The following is a 15,995-nucleotide window of genomic DNA, read 5'->3' on the forward strand; positions in this document are numbered from 1 at the left end:
ACCTTATCTATAAAACGTTAAGTTAACTACTTTACTCTAAAGTGATGTAGATAACTTATCAAAACAGCTCTTTCGTGGTTCGTTTTGACTGAACCCCTTGGAACTGGAGCGCATTCTAGACATTTCTCGCTGGGCGTCAACCCTTTTTTGTAATAACTTTGAAATAAATGCTTATTCGCTCGATTAACGTACAAACTGTATTTTTATTGTGGTTTAATCAAACAACTAATGCCTTTTGCTCACAAAGCTGGTGCTACAGACAGTTAATTACTGCTGTTATTTATCTTTCGAGTTATCAACCGTATTAAAGTCTTCATCTTTGTCATCACCGACGACATCTTCTAATTTTAACTTATTAACAGAGCGGATAGTCGTAAACGGCCCCGAGCAAGCATAGAAGCCAAATACGATAAGTAAAACATTCTCTGGGCTAGAAGCGATAATGACGAAGGCGAGTACAATGAGCAAAACCACAAAAAAATTAACTTTCCCCTTCCAATCGACTTCTTTAAAACTGTTGTAACGAAAGTTACTGACCATCAATAATCCTGCAAGCATAGTAATAATGCCAACAACAATGCCATAGTCTTGGCCATTTATTTGATATTCTGCACCAACCCAGACCAAACTGGCAATAACTGCCGCGGCCGCGGGGCTTGCTAAACCTTGAAAAAAGCGTGCATCAGCAATACCCACCTGCGTATTAAAACGTGCTAAACGAAGTGCTGCACAGGCAACAAAGACAAAAGCGGCTAACCAACCAAATTTTCCGTAACTCGATAACGCCCAGTTATAAGCGACAAGTCCGGGGGCTATACCAAAAGAGACCATATCAGCCATACTGTCATATTCAGCACCAAATTCACTTTGTGTATTTGTCATCCGAGCAACGCGCCCATCTAAACCATCAAATATCATGGCAATGAATATTGCTACAGCTGCACTAATAAAATGACCATTCATTGAGGAAACTATGGCAAAAAAACCAGAAAAAAGTCCTGCGGTTGTTAATAGGTTAGGTAATAGGTAAATACCTTTCGAAGGAGTACTGGTATTTGTTTTTTTATCATTCATTATTGTTACAACGCTTGTTTAAAAATATATAGGTATAGTTAATCAAATCTAACATAAAAAACTATCATCGGTATATTAGAGAGTAATAGCATAATAATTCCTCGTTATAATTTGTAAAGTCCCAATTGTATTGTTATATAAAGTATTAGGATTTTTCTTTATATAGTTAATAGGTGACCAATGAGTTTTCGTATTCTGTTATTTGGGCTGATATTTTATTTTAGCTTTTGTTCGGCGAGTGAACTAATGGTCTATCGCTGGGTAGATGAAAACAATGTTGTTCATTTTAGTCAACATCAACCTGTTGGTGATGAGTACACCCAATTTTTAGTGTCTAATCAGTCAAGTGTAACTAGTCGCGCAGACATTATTACCAACCCGCTAGTTTCAGATGACGATGTGATTTCTCAACAAAATCAAGATAACCTCACGGCGACTATAAACAGACCTGAAAAATGTCTAAAGGCACAAGAAAATATTGCCATGTTAATGGCTTTTGATAAGGTCCAATATACGGATGAAGAAGGCAGTAAACAGATATTAACAAAAACAGAGAAACAACAGCAATTAGCGATAAACCAAAAACGCACAGAAGTTTACTGTGCGTCTTTAAGTGAAATGCCATAATACAAATTTGTTAGTGCGTAAAAACTAATTCACCGTCACTGACTTCAATACTTATCTCTGCCTTGTTTTTAAAGGCTCCCGACAATATTTTCTGAGCTAATGGGTTTTCAATTTTTTGTCTAATTACCCTTTTCAACGGTCTTGCTCCAAATAGGGGATCAAATCCAGCCAAAGAAATCAGCGCAAGTGCTTCTTGGCTAATTGATAGCTTAATATCTTGGTCTGCTAAACGATCTCTCAGACCGTCAATTTGTATTGCTGCTATTTTTTCTATCTGTTGTGATATTAATGGATGAAAAACAACTGTTTCATCAATGCGATTAATAAACTCAGGCTTAAAATGTAAACTCACTTCTGACATTACCTTAGATTTCATTTCTTCATACTGACCGTCATCAGCAAATTTTTGAATGTGATCAGAGCCAATATTAGAAGTCATAATGATAACAGTGTTTTTAAAATCAACAGTTCGCCCTTGACCATCCGTTAAACGGCCATCATCGAGCACTTGTAATAATATATTAAAAACATCACTGTGCGCTTTTTCAATTTCATCAAGAAGAATAACAGAATAAGGTTTGCGTCGAACAGCTTCAGTTAAATAGCCCCCTTCTTCATACCCTACATATCCGGGAGGAGCCCCCACTAATCGAGAAACTGAATGTTTTTCCATAAATTCAGACATATCGACACGAATAAGTGCATCTTCACTGTCAAAAAGATAATGGGCTAATGCTTTCGTAAGTTCGGTTTTACCCACACCAGTAGGACCTAAAAATAAAAACGATCCTATCGGCTGGCTTGGATCGGCAAGCCCAGCTCTTGAACGTCGGATAGCATTCGAAACACTGATAACCGCTTCGTTTTGTCCTATTACACGCTGATGCAAGTTATCCTCCATTTGCAGTAACTTATCGCATTCTTCTTCAAGCATCTTAGAAACAGGAATACCCGTTGCTCGACTTAATACATCTGCAATTTCAACTTCAGTGACTTTATTTTTTAATAACGTCATTTCTTGCATTTCTGCTTGGCTTGCTAAGTCGAGTTGTTTTTCTAATTCCGGTATTTTGCCATATTGTAATTCTGACATTTGGTTAAGATCGCCCAATCGTCGGGCAGCCTCTAAGTCAAGTCGAGCTTGTTCTAGATCTGTTTTAATAGCCTGTGTACCATGTAAAGCAGCCTTTTCGGTTTTCCAAATTTCATCTAACTCATCAAAATTAGTCTGACAAACGCTCAGATCCAATGAGATAAGTCCTAAACGTTTTTTAGAAGCCTCATCTGAATCTTTCTCTAATGCCCGTTGTTCTAATTTCAGTTGAATGATACGCCGCTCTAATCGGTCTAAGTCTTCTGGCTTAGAATCTATTTGCATACGAATACTAGAAGCCGCTTCATCGATAAGATCAATCGCTTTATCAGGTAATTGTCTATCACTGATATAACGATGTGACAAAGTAGCAGCGGCAACTATGGCTGGATCGGTAATATCAACACTATGATGAAGTTCGTAACGCTCTTTTAAACCGCGCAATATGGCAATCGTATCTTCAACACTAGGTTCTTCAATTAATATTTTTTGAAAACGACGCTCTAAGGCTGCATCCTTTTCAATATATTGACGATATTCGTCCAATGTTGTCGCGCCGACACAATGTAAATCACCACGGGCAAGTGCTGGTTTTAACATATTTCCAGCATCCATCGCGCCATCAGATTTACCTGCACCGACCATAGTATGAAGTTCATCAATAAATAAAATGACTTGCCCTTCTTCTTTGGCTAGCTCACTCAATACCGCCTTTAAACGTTCTTCAAATTCACCACGATATTTAGCGCCAGCAACCAAAGCACCCATATCCAATGACAATACCCGCTTACCTTTTAACCCTTCAGGAACTTCATGATTAATGATACGTTGTGCTAACCCTTCGGCGATGGCTGTTTTACCAACACCTGGCTGACCAATTAATACCGGATTATTTTTCGTACGACGTTGTAAAACTTGTATCGTGCGACGTATTTCATCATCTCGGCCAATAACGGGATCTAGTTTGCCCTGCTCGGCAAGCTCTGTTAGGTTCACCGTATATTTATCAAGTGCTTGTCGAACATCTTCAGCATTAGGCTCATCAACTTTTTGACCGCCACGCACATGTAATATTGCATCTTGAACACGTTGTTCACTTGCCCCAAGCGACTTTAATATTTGGCCTAGTTTTCCTTTGTCTTCAATAGCGGCAAGGATAAAAACATCAGAAGATATATACTTATCACCCATTTTTTGTGCGAACTTATCGCAGAGGTTAAGTAAGTTCCCCATAGCAGAAGAAAGTTGTACGTCGCCACCCGATCCAGAAACTTGCGCAAGTTGTTCTATAACCGTCTCGACTTGTGATCGCAGTGAAAGAACATTAATTCCTGCACTTTTCAATAAGGGTATAATGCTACTCGCGTTCTGATTTAATAGCGCTAACATGATATGCACGGGTTCTATAAATTGATGATCCCGACCTAATGCTATTGACTGTGCGTCTGAAATAGCGACTTGAAATGCTTGGGTTAATCTGTCTAAACGCATGAGGCTCTCCTGCCTAACAAAGAAAAATATTCTTTTATACCTTATAGATAAGGATATAATTGAAATTTTTCAAGGAACAAAATGAAAAGCTTTTGATTTGAAATAAGATTTAGTTTGTTTTTTAAACTTATTTTCGACAAATGATGGAAACCATTCGTCCGGTAATGGTATCTCGTCGATAAGAGTAATACTGCTGTTCATTAGAATAGGTACAATGGTTTAAATGATGAACCTTATTAATACCGAGCGTATTTAGTTGGATTCTTGCTATCATTGCTAAATTGGCTAGGTATTTACCTTTATGTTTTTCCAGCGCTAATGGTTCATTTATAGCAGTGAAAGCCGATACAAATTTTTCTGACTGACTTTCAAAGGCACACTTTACTTCTTGCCCTACTTCAAAAGCATATTCACCAATACAAGGCCCCAACCAAGCAATGATATTTTCATTATCTGTTTTCATATTATTGACGGTATTGGTAATAATATTTTTAGCTAAGGGTTTCCAACCACCATGGATCGCAGCAATTTCACTGCCGTCTATTGCAGTTAATAATATCGGTAAACAATCAGCGGTCATCACGGCTAAAGCAATATTCTTTTGCCGAGTGATTATCGCATCAGCTACTAAAGGCGTTTTTGAATAAGATTCTATGGTCACAACTTTATTACCATGAACTTGTTCAAGCCATTGAATTTTTGTATTAAGCGGTAAGTATGCGAGTAACGAAGCTCTATTTTTGTTGACATTAACCAAGTCATCACCAACATGTTCGCCCAAGTTAAATTGGCCGTATACTGAAGAATGGCTATGATTAGAGGATAACGATTTTTTTTGAGGATGGAGTCTTGTCGTAGTAAAAGCCAGTACATTTAGTACTGGCCATTCTATATTGTAGAGACTGTTATAAATAGTCGTCTGTTGCGTTGATTTTCGAATCTTCACGCAAAACATTTGTTAAATTAACCATATCCTCTGGAATAGGTGCATGCCAAGTCATTTCTTCACCCGTTATAGGGTGAAATAATGACAACATTGCCGCATGTAATGCTTGGCGCTTAAAACTACGCAGTAAATCCCGCAAATCTTCTGTCGCATTTTTAGGAGGACGTGGACGACCACCGTAATTAGGATCTCCAATCAATGGATGGGTTATATGCGCCATATGAACACGAATTTGATGTGTACGACCCGTTTCAAGACGTAATCTTAAACGTGTGTGTAAACGGAATTTTTCCATTACACGATAATGCGTTACCGATGGACGTCCAAAAGGACTAACAGCCATGTGTGTTCTTTTGGTTGAATGGCGACCTATAGGTTCATCAACCATACCACCAGCTGTCATTAGACCATTAGCAATCGCTTCATACTCACGCGTTATTTCACGCTCTTGTATAGCATCGACTAAGTTTGTTTGCGCTGCAATTGTTTTAGCAATAACCATCAAACCCGTTGTGTCTTTATCTAGTCTATGGACGATGCCGGCACGAGGGACAACATCAAGCTGTGGGCAATGATACAATAAAGCATTAAGCACCGTGCCATCAGGATTACCTGCACCTGGGTGAACTACAAAACCAGCAGGTTTATTAATAACTATAATATCGTCATCTTCATAAACAATATTTAAAGGAATATTTTGTGGTTCAAATCGCACGTCGCCTTCAACTTCAGTTGATATTTTGATCACTTCCCCGCCAAACATTTTCTCGCGTGGTATTATCAAAATAGCGCCGTTTAAAGTAACGTGACCTGCTAAGATCCATTCTTTTATGCGAGAACGAGAATATTCAGGGAACATCTCAGCTAATGTTTGGTCGAATCGTTTACCTAAACAAGTTTCAGGAACCGTATCTGTATGTTGAATTATTTCAGCCATTAAAATTTCTATTTAACTCTCTATAAATTTACTATGAATTAGCGCTGTGCAAGGCAAGTATGCTAGGTTAGAATGCCAGTGTTTATTTTACCTCTTTGCTCTATTAATTACATTAAGTAATTTGCAAAGGGCGTATATTTATTTAACTAATACCTTTAACTAAAACAAAGTAGTGATAACAAAGTCTATGCAAAATTTGACAATAAAAATGATAATACTAGTGCTTTCATTAGGGCTAGCGGCGTGTTCATCATCAAACAAAACCGACATTGAAAAAGTACCAGACAAGTCAGCACAAGCATTGTTCACCGATGCTAGAACTGCGCTTGATAGTGGCTTATATCAACGAGCTATCCAGATTTTATCAGCAATTGACTCACGCTTTCCATTTGGTCCTATCTCTCATCAAGTGCAATTAGACTTAATTTACGCTTATTATAAGAGTGGTAATTCAGCTCAAGGTATTGCTTTGGCGGATCGTTTCCTGCGTTTAAATCCTGATCATGTCAATCTTGATTATGTTTATTACATGCGAGCGTTAATCAATATTTCAACTGAAGAGAACCTTTTTCAAGAATTAGCAGGCATTGATCGTTCAGACAGAGATCCAACAGCTGCTCGCGAAGCATTCAAAGACTTTAAAACGATTTTGACTGAGCTACCACAAAGCAAATATGCCGCTGATGCACGCAAACGTATGATTGGTATAAAATCACGTTTAGCTAAGTATGAATTAACAGTAGCTCGTTTTTATATGAAACGTGATGCTTGGGCCTCAGCAGCAAATCGTGGTAAGTACATTGTTGAATACTTCTCGCCTAGCCAGGAAGTGGAACAAGCCTTAGAGATTATGATTGAGTGTTACGACAAGTTAGATTTAATGGATTTAAAAATTAATGCGAAGCAAGTCTTAGCAGCAAATTATCCAAATAATAAGTTTTTAACTCGTTAAGTTTTAACTGTTTATTAGCATTGAAATAGAAGCTATAAAAATTTGCCTTATCAATAATAAGGTTTAAATTAATAAAAAGCCCATTGAGATATAATACTCAATGGGCTTTTTTTATGATGGGATTAACTGATAAAATTAAATAGCGGCTTCATCTTCTTCACCCGTTCGGATTCTGATCACCCGCTCAACATCAGTGATAAATATTTTTCCATCACCAATTTTACCGGTTTGCGCTGTTTCTATAATAGCATTAACACAACGCTCAACTTGTTCTGTGGTGACAACAATTTCTAATTTTACTTTCGGTAAGAAATCAACCATATATTCTGCACCACGATAGAGCTCAGTGTGCCCTTTTTGTCGGCCAAAACCTTTTACTTCTGAAACAGTCATGCCTGTGATGCCAATTTCACTTAATGCTTCACGCACATCATCCATTTTAAATGGTTTGATAATTGCTTCTATTTTTTTCATTGTTGTTATCCATTAACCGCGAAATATACTTTGAATTGTACACAATTATATCAAATAAACCCAAGCGCTATATTTGTTGTAAGTCATTTAAATTTCAGATACTGAACAAACTAGCCAATACCGGTTACCTATATATTGAAGTATCACAGGTATACGTTACACTAGGATAATTTAACTTATCAAATAACTATCAAAGGAAGTTGAATGGATCCGCAATTGATCATAAATGAAATGAGAGTTTTACCTCAAATAGATGCTGTGTTTGAGATAAAACGCCGTATTGAATTTATCAAAAAAACACTTAAGGCTGCCGGACTCAAAAATTTAGTGCTAGGCATTAGTGGCGGTGTCGACTCTTCTACCTGTGGACGTCTTGCACAACTTGCTATTGATGAGCTCAATGCTGAAGAAAGAATCGCTAATAATAATTCGACATCACCCTATCAATTTATTGCGGTTCGTTTACCTTATGGCGTGCAAGCAGATGAAGAAGATGCGCAGCTCGCTTTGGATTTTATTCAACCGACACATAGTGTAATAACCAATATTTTGAATGCCGTTAATGGAATTCACATTGAAACGCTTAACGCGCTTAACCAAGCAAATATCTTATCGGCAGACGATGCAAAAATCGATTTTTCAAAAGGTAATGCCAAAGCTAGAAGCCGAATGGTAACGCAATATCATATTGCCGGTATTGTTGGCGCACTTGTTTTAGGGACAGATCATTCAGCAGAAAACATTACCGGATTTTTCACTAAATGGGGCGATGGTGCCTGTGATTTAGCGCCTTTATTTGGTTTATCTAAACGCCAAGTACGGTTATTAGCAGAAAATTTAGGTGCGCCAGACTTATTAATTAATAAAGCTCCAACCGCGGATCTTGAAGAATTGGATCCGGGAAAAACTGACGAAGATGCATTAGGTATCAGTTATGAGCAGTTAGATGATTTCTTGGAAGGCAAACCAGTAGCAGCAGAGGTGCAAGCACTTATCATTAATATTTATCAAAAAACCCAACATAAGCGATTACCTATTCCAACAATCTACGATTAACTTTAACTTGTAAGCGCTAAACTTGTAAATTTAACGTTAACAGCTATACCTAGTAATACATCTACTCTAGCCAACGGACGGCTTAATGTTATGTCATACTTATCGTTTAAAATAATGGGTTTCACTCTCATTGAAACCTTAATCACGCTAGCTATATTAATTTTTCTTACCGCTATAGCTGTTCCTACGTTTGCAGATTTAAGGATAAGAATACGTGTTGATAAAGAGATCACAGCCTTACATCGCCTATTATTATTAACAAGAAATCATGCGGTTAATCAGGAACGTTTTGTTACTGTTTGTCCACTTACCCCTTCTGATCAGTGCTCAAACGAATGGCATAAAACGCTGACTGTATTCTATGATGATAATAAGAACAAAGCGCTTGATGCCTCAAGTGCTGAAGTGATTATAAAAATAAAATCAGCCATAAAGTCAGGCGATAAATTACAGTATGCTCAAGGCAGAACAGCATTAATTTACGCACCCAGTGGACGGCTCGCAGTGTGGGGAGGTAATGGTACTTTCCGCTATTGTCCAAAATCACACAGTAATAAATCAAGAGGAATTATCATTTCAGGCGCTGGGCGGTTTTATTTATCGAGCGACCAAAATATGGATGGAGCCGATGAAAATCGTAGCGGTCGAATCATTAGCTGTCACTAATCTATGACAACAAGCGCTTTTAAAAGGTATAGAGCTTATTATCATTTCAATAATAACAAGCTCTGATATCGATAACAGCAACCTAGCGAAAGAGTGACTTAAGTGATATAACTTAATTATCTTGAAATATTCTCACACAGTTTTGAATATGATGTAATCCCCATAAGACTAACTAATTGCTCTCATGGGTATAACAAGAAATTAAGGCTTATATTATGAAGTATGATTATTTGCAATCAAACAACAAGCGACAGGGCTTTACACTCGTTGAATTGATGATAACTATCGCTATTGGGGCAACGTTAATGGCGATAGCGCTACCAAACTTCAATAGTTTTTTAGTTGAAACACGCGTCGACAATGAAATTTCTCATTTACAAAGACTACTATTAACAGCAAGAAATACCGCCATAAATGCAGAACAATCGGTTACCTTGTGCCCACTTAATGCAAGTAATAGTTGTGATACTAATTGGCAAAACGAAGTCAGTGTTTTTATTGATATAGATGGCGATAAAACTTATGAACCCGCCTCTGACGAAAGAATAGTTGCAGTAAAGGCTAAAATAAAAACTAATGACAAACTTCAGTACGGCCAAGATAGCATTATATACAGACCTACAGGCAACATCACAGGTGGCGTTAGTGCTAGCCCATTTAAATATTGTCCAAAAGACTACCCGGCCAAGTCCAGAGGTATTACAGTAACTACCTCTGGACGTTCATACGTTACCTCAGACACAGATAGCGACGGCATTGATGAAGACCGCTCAGGCAATGAAATTACTTGCAGCTAAGTCTCCTCTTTAACGAGCAGTGTTTTCATCTAATTTTTTTGAAAGCGCATTGGAAAAATCATCATTTGATTTTACACATTCTTTTACTTGATGAACTTGCTGCTTTTGCTTTGAAAAGCCAGTCGCTATTTTTTTACCAACTAACCAATCAGGATATTTTGCCAGTTTATTAGAACCAATAATGCCAAAATGAATAATGTCGTTACCGCCCATTAGTTCAACATGACATTTAATCTTAATTTTTGTCGATTTGTCTGTCGTCTTTGCCACGCTATCAATACTTATAACAAGTAGACTTACAAAAAGTAAGTTGAGCGCTAAGCAATGCTTAAATAACAATTTCATCATATTACTCCCAGCAATTGGTTGATGTTGCTGTTTTCTGACCACTATCGGTTACCGATAAGGTTAAACAAGAAGAATCATTAGTCGCTTGCGTACCTCTCGCCGTAGCTTTAAGGGTATATGTTACCCCAACTACCACAGCATCAATGCTATAAAAGCCCGAGTCTGTAATATAAGGGTCTGCAGACGCACCTAATTTTTTCATATCTGTGGTGTATGCTCGATGGTCAATAAAATACTGCTCTTGCAAACTTGCTAAGCGCAACAATTCACGTTGGCCCTCGCTACGATTTGCCCTTGAAATATTATCAATATATGAAGGATAAGCAATCGAAGCTAGAATACCCACTATAGCAACCGATATCATTAGCTCAAGCAAAGTAAAACCTTTAACTCGCCGCTTATTTTTACTCACTCTCATTAATTTGACTCCGTTACATAAAGGTAAATTCTTGACGTTTCTAGGCTAACGCCTAACGGAATAATTTTCCCTGCTAATAGTTTTATCGTGGCAATGACTTCTGCTTCCTCTTCATCAGGCGGACAATCGCCTTCGCAAGGTTCTTGAGGCGCTTGTGGGTCTTTAGTTATAATAATTGAAGGAGTATCAGGAATACCGGCCGCTATTTCCCATGTTCTCCAGTCATAGACAGTCGTGCCAAGCGCTAAGTCCACCGCGTATAAAATACCCGAACCATCACTTAATTCACAACTGTTAGGATCAGCAGAGACCGCGGCAGGCGTAAATGAAGTGAAGTAAGCAACGCCATTAATAACAATGGCTGAAGCCGTATTTTTCTCACCATCACCAACGAAATCCATAAACCAACCTTTTTTATTACCGACGTTTATTTCAAGTGTCTGCAGATTGTCGGCAGTTAATGCCTGGCCAAATGGGTTGTTTGTATAGTCATAAAGATCTGTCGCTAAAATAGCCGCGGGTATTGCCAATTGTGGGTGGGTAGGTGAAGCAACAAATGATGTGGTTACAATATTGGCATCTTTAATCATGAAAAATTTATCGTCAGTATCATTGGCCGCAGGTGTTGATCGGTCGCCACTCCCAATAAGTATCGCTTCGTAGGGTCTTTCCTGTTTTGTTACCACGGTTGAACTAGTACCATTAGCATCAACTGATGTAGTTTCTATCGTGTCTGAAATATACGTTCTAGCAATTGAAGGTTCGCTAAAAAAACGGCGATCTGTCGCATGAGTTGTTCCACCCAACTCAGCTAATTTAAAAGCAGTCCACGGCGATGTTCCACTAAAGGGAGCATTGCCTGGCATATCAACACGCCAAAAATTTCCACCGGTATCGCCAAAATAAAGACGATCGGTTAAGCCATCAGAATCACTGTCTAAGATAGCGAGGCTAGAAGGCACGCTATCAGTTATCCCAGTAAATTGAGTATTAGTTGCACTCGTTGCATCAGGGCTTAAACTCCATTTTAGTACACCTGTTTCTGCATCGACCATATAAACAGCTCGGCCTAAGGTATCATCTGCACCAACGGTTAAGTTATCTTTAGTTGTGTCATATCCGCCAGCGAAAAAGAGTACAGGTTTTGGTGTACCATTTTCTATATTAAGCGCTGAAAATCCTATTTTAGGTTGCGACCATGATTGTCCTAAATGGCTAAATCCTGGTGAGCTTGCATCTAGGTGCCACAATAACTTAGGAGTATCGGGGTCACTAACATCCATAGCATAATATGAAGAACCGCCACGACGTAAACCAAAAAATATCCATGCTTTATCACCACTTGTACTATCAATAGACCCATCACCATTGACGTCCAGCAAGTATGAAACGGCAGGGCCGTCTATGCCGTATGATTTACCTGATGAAGTAAAGTTTTCACGTAAAGCTTTTATTTTTGAGAAAAATTCTTTAGGCATAAAAGCCCAGTTTTCATCAACCGTCTCACCGTTATCGTCAAACATATGTAAAACACCCGCATTGGTGCCAACGATTATGCGAATATCTTGATCATTACTTGCACCACCATAATTAATAACTAGTGGTTTAGAGTGCAGTGGATCACCAAAAACATCACTACGGATATCTGTGATTGAACTATCGTTGTCTTCATCATCAACGTCAATTCCCTTGGCCCAATTGAGCATGCCATCAATGTCATCAATTTCAGTATCCAATTCACTTGCTAGCGTCGCTTCGTCACCGTAGGATGTTTCGGCATTCGTTCGTGTTAGTAGCATTAAGGCACCATTAACCCCAATATCACTGACAATAACGCGTGTAGATTTAGTACGTAACATTTCAGCTACGCCACCTTTTTTAACATCGTTACCATCTGGATTGGTATCTGTGCTCCAAAAGGTTTTGGCATTTTTTGAAATATTGCCATTATCATCAATAGCACCAGCACCCGTTCTATCGACTTGCTGGCCATCGGTCACTTTAAGTTTTTTTAAATTTCCTTGCCACCTTGCACCATGATCAGGAACGAACATCGCATAATAAACTGAATCTAAAGTTTCGGTTCTATCAAAATTATTTGAGGCAACCGAAGGGGCTGTAAAGCTGGTATTCACTTCCAAAATATTGGTTAATGCCGATTGAAGTGAAGCCAGTAAGGCACTGGGATCTTTAGCCGGGTAATATTGACCACCCCCCAATTTTGCAGCTTCACGTAATAACGCTCCCGCATCATCAATAGCATCTTGGCCAAACCCTATCGTAAAGAGTGTTGATGATTGCACATCAGGTAAGGTGCTATGTAAATCATGGGTGTGCATCCAACCCGCAAGTGCCGCTAAATAGTTATTAGTACCGTTAACGTCAAACGGTAGGCCGATATCAGGTAAGCTTTGAATATAAGTGTCAGCGGCAAGATCCCTAGTCGGTTCACCATCTGTAATCATAATCACATAAACTTCATTAGTACATGAATTAAAGGGTGATTGATAAACACCCTCATCATCTTCAATTGAGTCATCTCTTGGCGGTGTATTACCACGATAAGTATTACCATCATAATTTGAATCATTATCACCAAAATCTACTGACATACCTGCAAAGTAGCGCGAAGCCTCATAAAGTGATTCACATAATGGCGTATTCGTTTCACCATCAATATCTAAATCAATAATATTTACTAATTCAGCGCGAGCTGCTGCGGTCATTTCTTGGATACCAAAAACAATTCTGCCGCCATCGCGAACAAATTCGCCAGAATGGTTATAATTAAAAACTTGTAAACCAAAATCAACAGAAGGTGCCGATTCAATTAAATCAGTAACGGTATCTTGTGCTATTTCTAAACGGGTGCGATTAACCTGTTCAAGCGTTTCACTGTTTGCCCAACGCAAATAGTTGTCGGTATAAAGTGTAACAACCTCACCCGACCAAATAACATTTGAATTACTCGCATTTGCCGTGTAATAGACCGGGCTTTGGTTAGAGCCACCACCATCGAGGGGAAAACCATCGGGTAAATCTTCAACAGTATTGCCAGTAGTTTTAATCCCCTCATTGACTTCAGGATTAGCTGGTATGAGGTTAACGTCATCTTCACAGTCAACTATATCGATATTAGCGCCATTGTTATCGGGGATCTCTTGCCAACTTCCTGAGTTTCCTTGAAAAGCATATTCACGAATGTGTCCGGTATAAAAGCCAACAGATGCTAAACGTTCACGGGCAGTTGCACAGCTATTAATAGCATCAAGAAAACGGCGCTTTTCACCAGGACTATCGGGAACAAGGGAAGAAGAGCCATCGATGCCACCTTTGGTGAAATAAATAAATTTTTCTGATAAGGAGTTATCGCTTCCAACCGCGGGGTAAACTGTATTAGGATCATAAGGTTCATCGACTGACTCTAAACTATTCATGCTGCCAGAATTATCAAAAATAATCAGTACTTGTGGTTTATTACCGGTACGCTGTGCTGCATCACCAATATACAGTTCAATATCTTCACTATAAGCAGCAAGAGATGTAAATATCAATGCGCTACATAATAATAATTTTTTCATGATCAGTTCCCCACATTAAGTAGTTGTTGCGATACACCAGAATTAACTTCTATGGTGCTTTTGTTGGTGCGACCATACAGTCGAGTGACCTGCACTTTAAGTACATTACACTTAAATACCTGTACGGAAGAAGCTGCTCGAGAGTGGGGGCAATCGGCTGCAATCTTATACGGATTAGCCAGCGAAATTTCTGCACTGGTATTACTTGCACTACTCACTACGGGTGAGAGTGGAAATTTGGCGATTTCAGAAGCAAAAGCATTGGTTCCACTTATTTGCGTGACTTCTTTATAAATAACTTCATCAATAGCACTAACCGCTTCTTGGGTAGCAACCACTTTTTCTTCACTTGCTCCAGACATTTTCATATCAATGGTGGTATTTTGCATCAATGCAGCAGCAACGGCGGTTAAAGCAATCAAAAAAACTAGTGAAACGATTAGCACAACACCGCTTTGTTTGTGACCTAGTTTTAAATTACCAGAATAAATTAAACAATTTTTTCTTATAACTTTTATGGCCATGAGTCGACCCTCGCATTGTAAAGTGTGATGGTAGAGCTAAATAATAAACGTCGATAATTATCCCCTTTACCTTCACCATCGATAAAGTTGATAGGAAGATCACCAAGCTGATAAGTGTTAAGATTTTCATAATCTCTGTCAGGCAAGATATTTCGCGCTAAGACAAAAATCTTAACGGCAAGTATCCGTACATTACTTTCATTATCCCAGTAAGCTGTTGTCATGTTATCTGCAGAAATAAAAGCATTGACGATACCGTTGTTGGTCGTATCAACGCCATACATAAAGCGGATGTATTCAATGCCTTCAACGACCATATCAAGATTCATCACCGAAGCTTTATTTTGTAATCGACCTTGCACTAGAACCGGCACTTTATTGGTGCCCTGATTGTCTTCACGCACATAGTAAATGTGCTGCTGATATTCCCAGATCTGGCCCAAATTTAGTGTTGGTATGGCAGCGCCACCCGCAAATATCGCAGCCGTATTAGGGTTTGAAATGATATAGTAATTATCACTAGAAATATCGGCTAGCGCTGTCGTTGATGAAACAGCTCTTTTTAATTGCAATACATCGGAATCAATTTTAGCATTGGTAATACAGCCCATTAAGTTGACATTGTTGACTGTTTTCCCCCACAAGGTTCTAAAATGGCCAATAGCTGCAGGGAAACTGGCATTATTAACGCCTTCACCAATACAATCACCAGAAACTGTTGATGGTAAAGGTGAACTTACCAAGCCACTTACATCGAGGTTTCCTGATAAGTCGCCCCAAAAGCTTTGTCGTAATAAGTCATCACTGAGTAAGCTAATCGCATACCTGCCATTTTCTTGTAACTCTCCATAACTGGTGGTCTCAACAGTGGTCGTTTTCATACCAACAAAAACACTTAATATGCCTAGCAGCAACATTAAACCTACCGCAAGCGATATAAATATTTCGATTAAACTAAAACCTCGTTGAGCATTAACCATTATCATCTCTTACTAAACAAAATCAATATTA

The 15,995-nt window shown here is 38.6% G+C and carries 15 protein-coding genes; 5 read left to right on the forward strand and 10 right to left on the reverse strand.

All coding sequences use genetic code 11. From position 1 onward, the window contains the following. Positions 1 to 276: 276 nt before the first annotated feature. Entirely contained in the window at positions 277 to 1,074 is a 798-nt protein-coding gene (pssA, locus tag H4J76_RS17905; RefSeq protein ID WP_182216982.1) for a CDP-diacylglycerol--serine O-phosphatidyltransferase, read from the reverse strand. A gap of 180 nt (positions 1,075 to 1,254) precedes the next feature. On the opposite strand from pssA, the gene H4J76_RS17910 reads away from it, so the two are divergent. Next, positions 1,255 to 1,701: a DUF4124 domain-containing protein gene (locus tag H4J76_RS17910; RefSeq protein ID WP_182231048.1), complete on the forward strand. Its 447-nt coding sequence runs from the start codon at positions 1,255 to 1,257 to the stop codon at positions 1,699 to 1,701. 10 nt (positions 1,702 to 1,711) lie between these two features. On the opposite strand, the gene clpB is transcribed toward H4J76_RS17910, so the two are convergent. From clpB to rluD, 3 genes are all read right to left on the reverse strand, one after another. Continuing rightward, positions 1,712 to 4,285 carry an ATP-dependent chaperone ClpB gene (clpB, locus tag H4J76_RS17915; RefSeq protein WP_182216978.1) on the reverse strand — a complete coding sequence of 858 codons (2,574 nt, stop codon included), beginning with the start codon at positions 4,283 to 4,285 and terminating at the stop codon, positions 1,712 to 1,714. 127 nt (positions 4,286 to 4,412) lie between these two features. After that, complete coding sequence (gene pgeF / locus H4J76_RS17920; RefSeq protein ID WP_259377164.1) at positions 4,413 to 5,240, reverse strand: peptidoglycan editing factor PgeF; 828 nt, start codon at positions 5,238 to 5,240, stop codon at positions 4,413 to 4,415. Then, entirely contained in the window at positions 5,191 to 6,168 is a 978-nt protein-coding gene (gene rluD / locus H4J76_RS17925) for a 23S rRNA pseudouridine(1911/1915/1917) synthase RluD (protein WP_182216975.1), read from the reverse strand. Before rluD ends, pgeF begins: the two co-directional genes overlap by 50 nt. A gap of 187 nt (positions 6,169 to 6,355) precedes the next feature. On the opposite strand from rluD, the gene H4J76_RS17930 reads away from it, so the two are divergent. After that, positions 6,356 to 7,120 carry an outer membrane protein assembly factor BamD gene (locus H4J76_RS17930; RefSeq protein WP_070374470.1) on the forward strand — a complete coding sequence of 255 codons (765 nt, stop codon included), beginning with the start codon at positions 6,356 to 6,358 and terminating at the stop codon, positions 7,118 to 7,120. A gap of 135 nt (positions 7,121 to 7,255) precedes the next feature. Here the strand turns inward: H4J76_RS17930 and glnB are convergent, their stop codons facing one another. Next, complete coding sequence (gene glnB, locus H4J76_RS17935) at positions 7,256 to 7,594, reverse strand: nitrogen regulatory protein P-II (protein WP_070374471.1); 339 nt, start codon at positions 7,592 to 7,594, stop codon at positions 7,256 to 7,258. Positions 7,595 to 7,798: 204 nt separating this feature from the next. Here glnB and nadE point away from each other — a divergent pair, with 204 nt between their 5' ends. The 3 genes from nadE to H4J76_RS17950 all read left to right on the forward strand — a co-directional run bounded on the left by nadE (position 7,799) and on the right by H4J76_RS17950 (position 10,113). After that, complete coding sequence (nadE, locus tag H4J76_RS17940) at positions 7,799 to 8,650, forward strand: ammonia-dependent NAD(+) synthetase (RefSeq protein ID WP_182216974.1); 852 nt, start codon at positions 7,799 to 7,801, stop codon at positions 8,648 to 8,650. A gap of 90 nt (positions 8,651 to 8,740) precedes the next feature. Continuing rightward, positions 8,741 to 9,316 (forward strand): GspH/FimT family pseudopilin, encoded by a 576-nt coding sequence (locus H4J76_RS17945; RefSeq protein ID WP_182216973.1) that lies wholly within the window; start codon positions 8,741 to 8,743, stop codon positions 9,314 to 9,316. A gap of 215 nt (positions 9,317 to 9,531) precedes the next feature. Beyond that, on the forward strand, positions 9,532 to 10,113 hold the full coding sequence (locus tag H4J76_RS17950; RefSeq protein ID WP_182216990.1) for a GspH/FimT family pseudopilin: 582 nt from the start codon (positions 9,532 to 9,534) through the stop codon (positions 10,111 to 10,113). 9 nt (positions 10,114 to 10,122) lie between these two features. Here H4J76_RS17950 and H4J76_RS17955 read toward each other — a convergent pair whose 3' ends face one another. From H4J76_RS17955 to H4J76_RS17975, 5 genes are read right to left on the reverse strand one after another with little or no spacing between them, the layout of a single operon-like run. Next, positions 10,123 to 10,461, reverse strand: a complete 339-nt coding sequence (locus tag H4J76_RS17955; RefSeq protein ID WP_182216972.1) for a TapY2 family type IVa secretion system protein — start codon at positions 10,459 to 10,461, stop codon at positions 10,123 to 10,125. Between the two features lies 1 nt (position 10,462). Beyond that, a complete protein-coding gene (locus H4J76_RS17960; protein ID WP_182216971.1) occupies positions 10,463 to 10,879 on the reverse strand; it encodes a type IV pilin protein in 417 nt (138 codons plus the stop codon). Further along, a complete protein-coding gene (locus H4J76_RS17965; protein ID WP_182216970.1) occupies positions 10,879 to 14,460 on the reverse strand; it encodes a pilus assembly protein in 3,582 nt (1,193 codons plus the stop codon). Before H4J76_RS17965 ends, H4J76_RS17960 begins: the two co-directional genes overlap by 1 nt. Before the next feature lie 2 nt (positions 14,461 to 14,462). Next, positions 14,463 to 14,984, reverse strand: a complete 522-nt coding sequence (locus H4J76_RS17970; protein ID WP_182216969.1) for a PilX N-terminal domain-containing pilus assembly protein — start codon at positions 14,982 to 14,984, stop codon at positions 14,463 to 14,465. Further along, positions 14,975 to 15,964 carry a PilW family protein gene (locus tag H4J76_RS17975; RefSeq protein ID WP_182216968.1) on the reverse strand — a complete coding sequence of 330 codons (990 nt, stop codon included), beginning with the start codon at positions 15,962 to 15,964 and terminating at the stop codon, positions 14,975 to 14,977. The genes H4J76_RS17970 and H4J76_RS17975 overlap by 10 nt, the downstream gene beginning before the upstream one ends. Positions 15,965 to 15,995 lie beyond the last annotated feature (31 nt).

This window comes from Colwellia sp. BRX9-1 (assembly GCF_014077195.1).
GTDB lineage: Bacteria > Pseudomonadota > Gammaproteobacteria > Enterobacterales > Alteromonadaceae > Colwellia_A.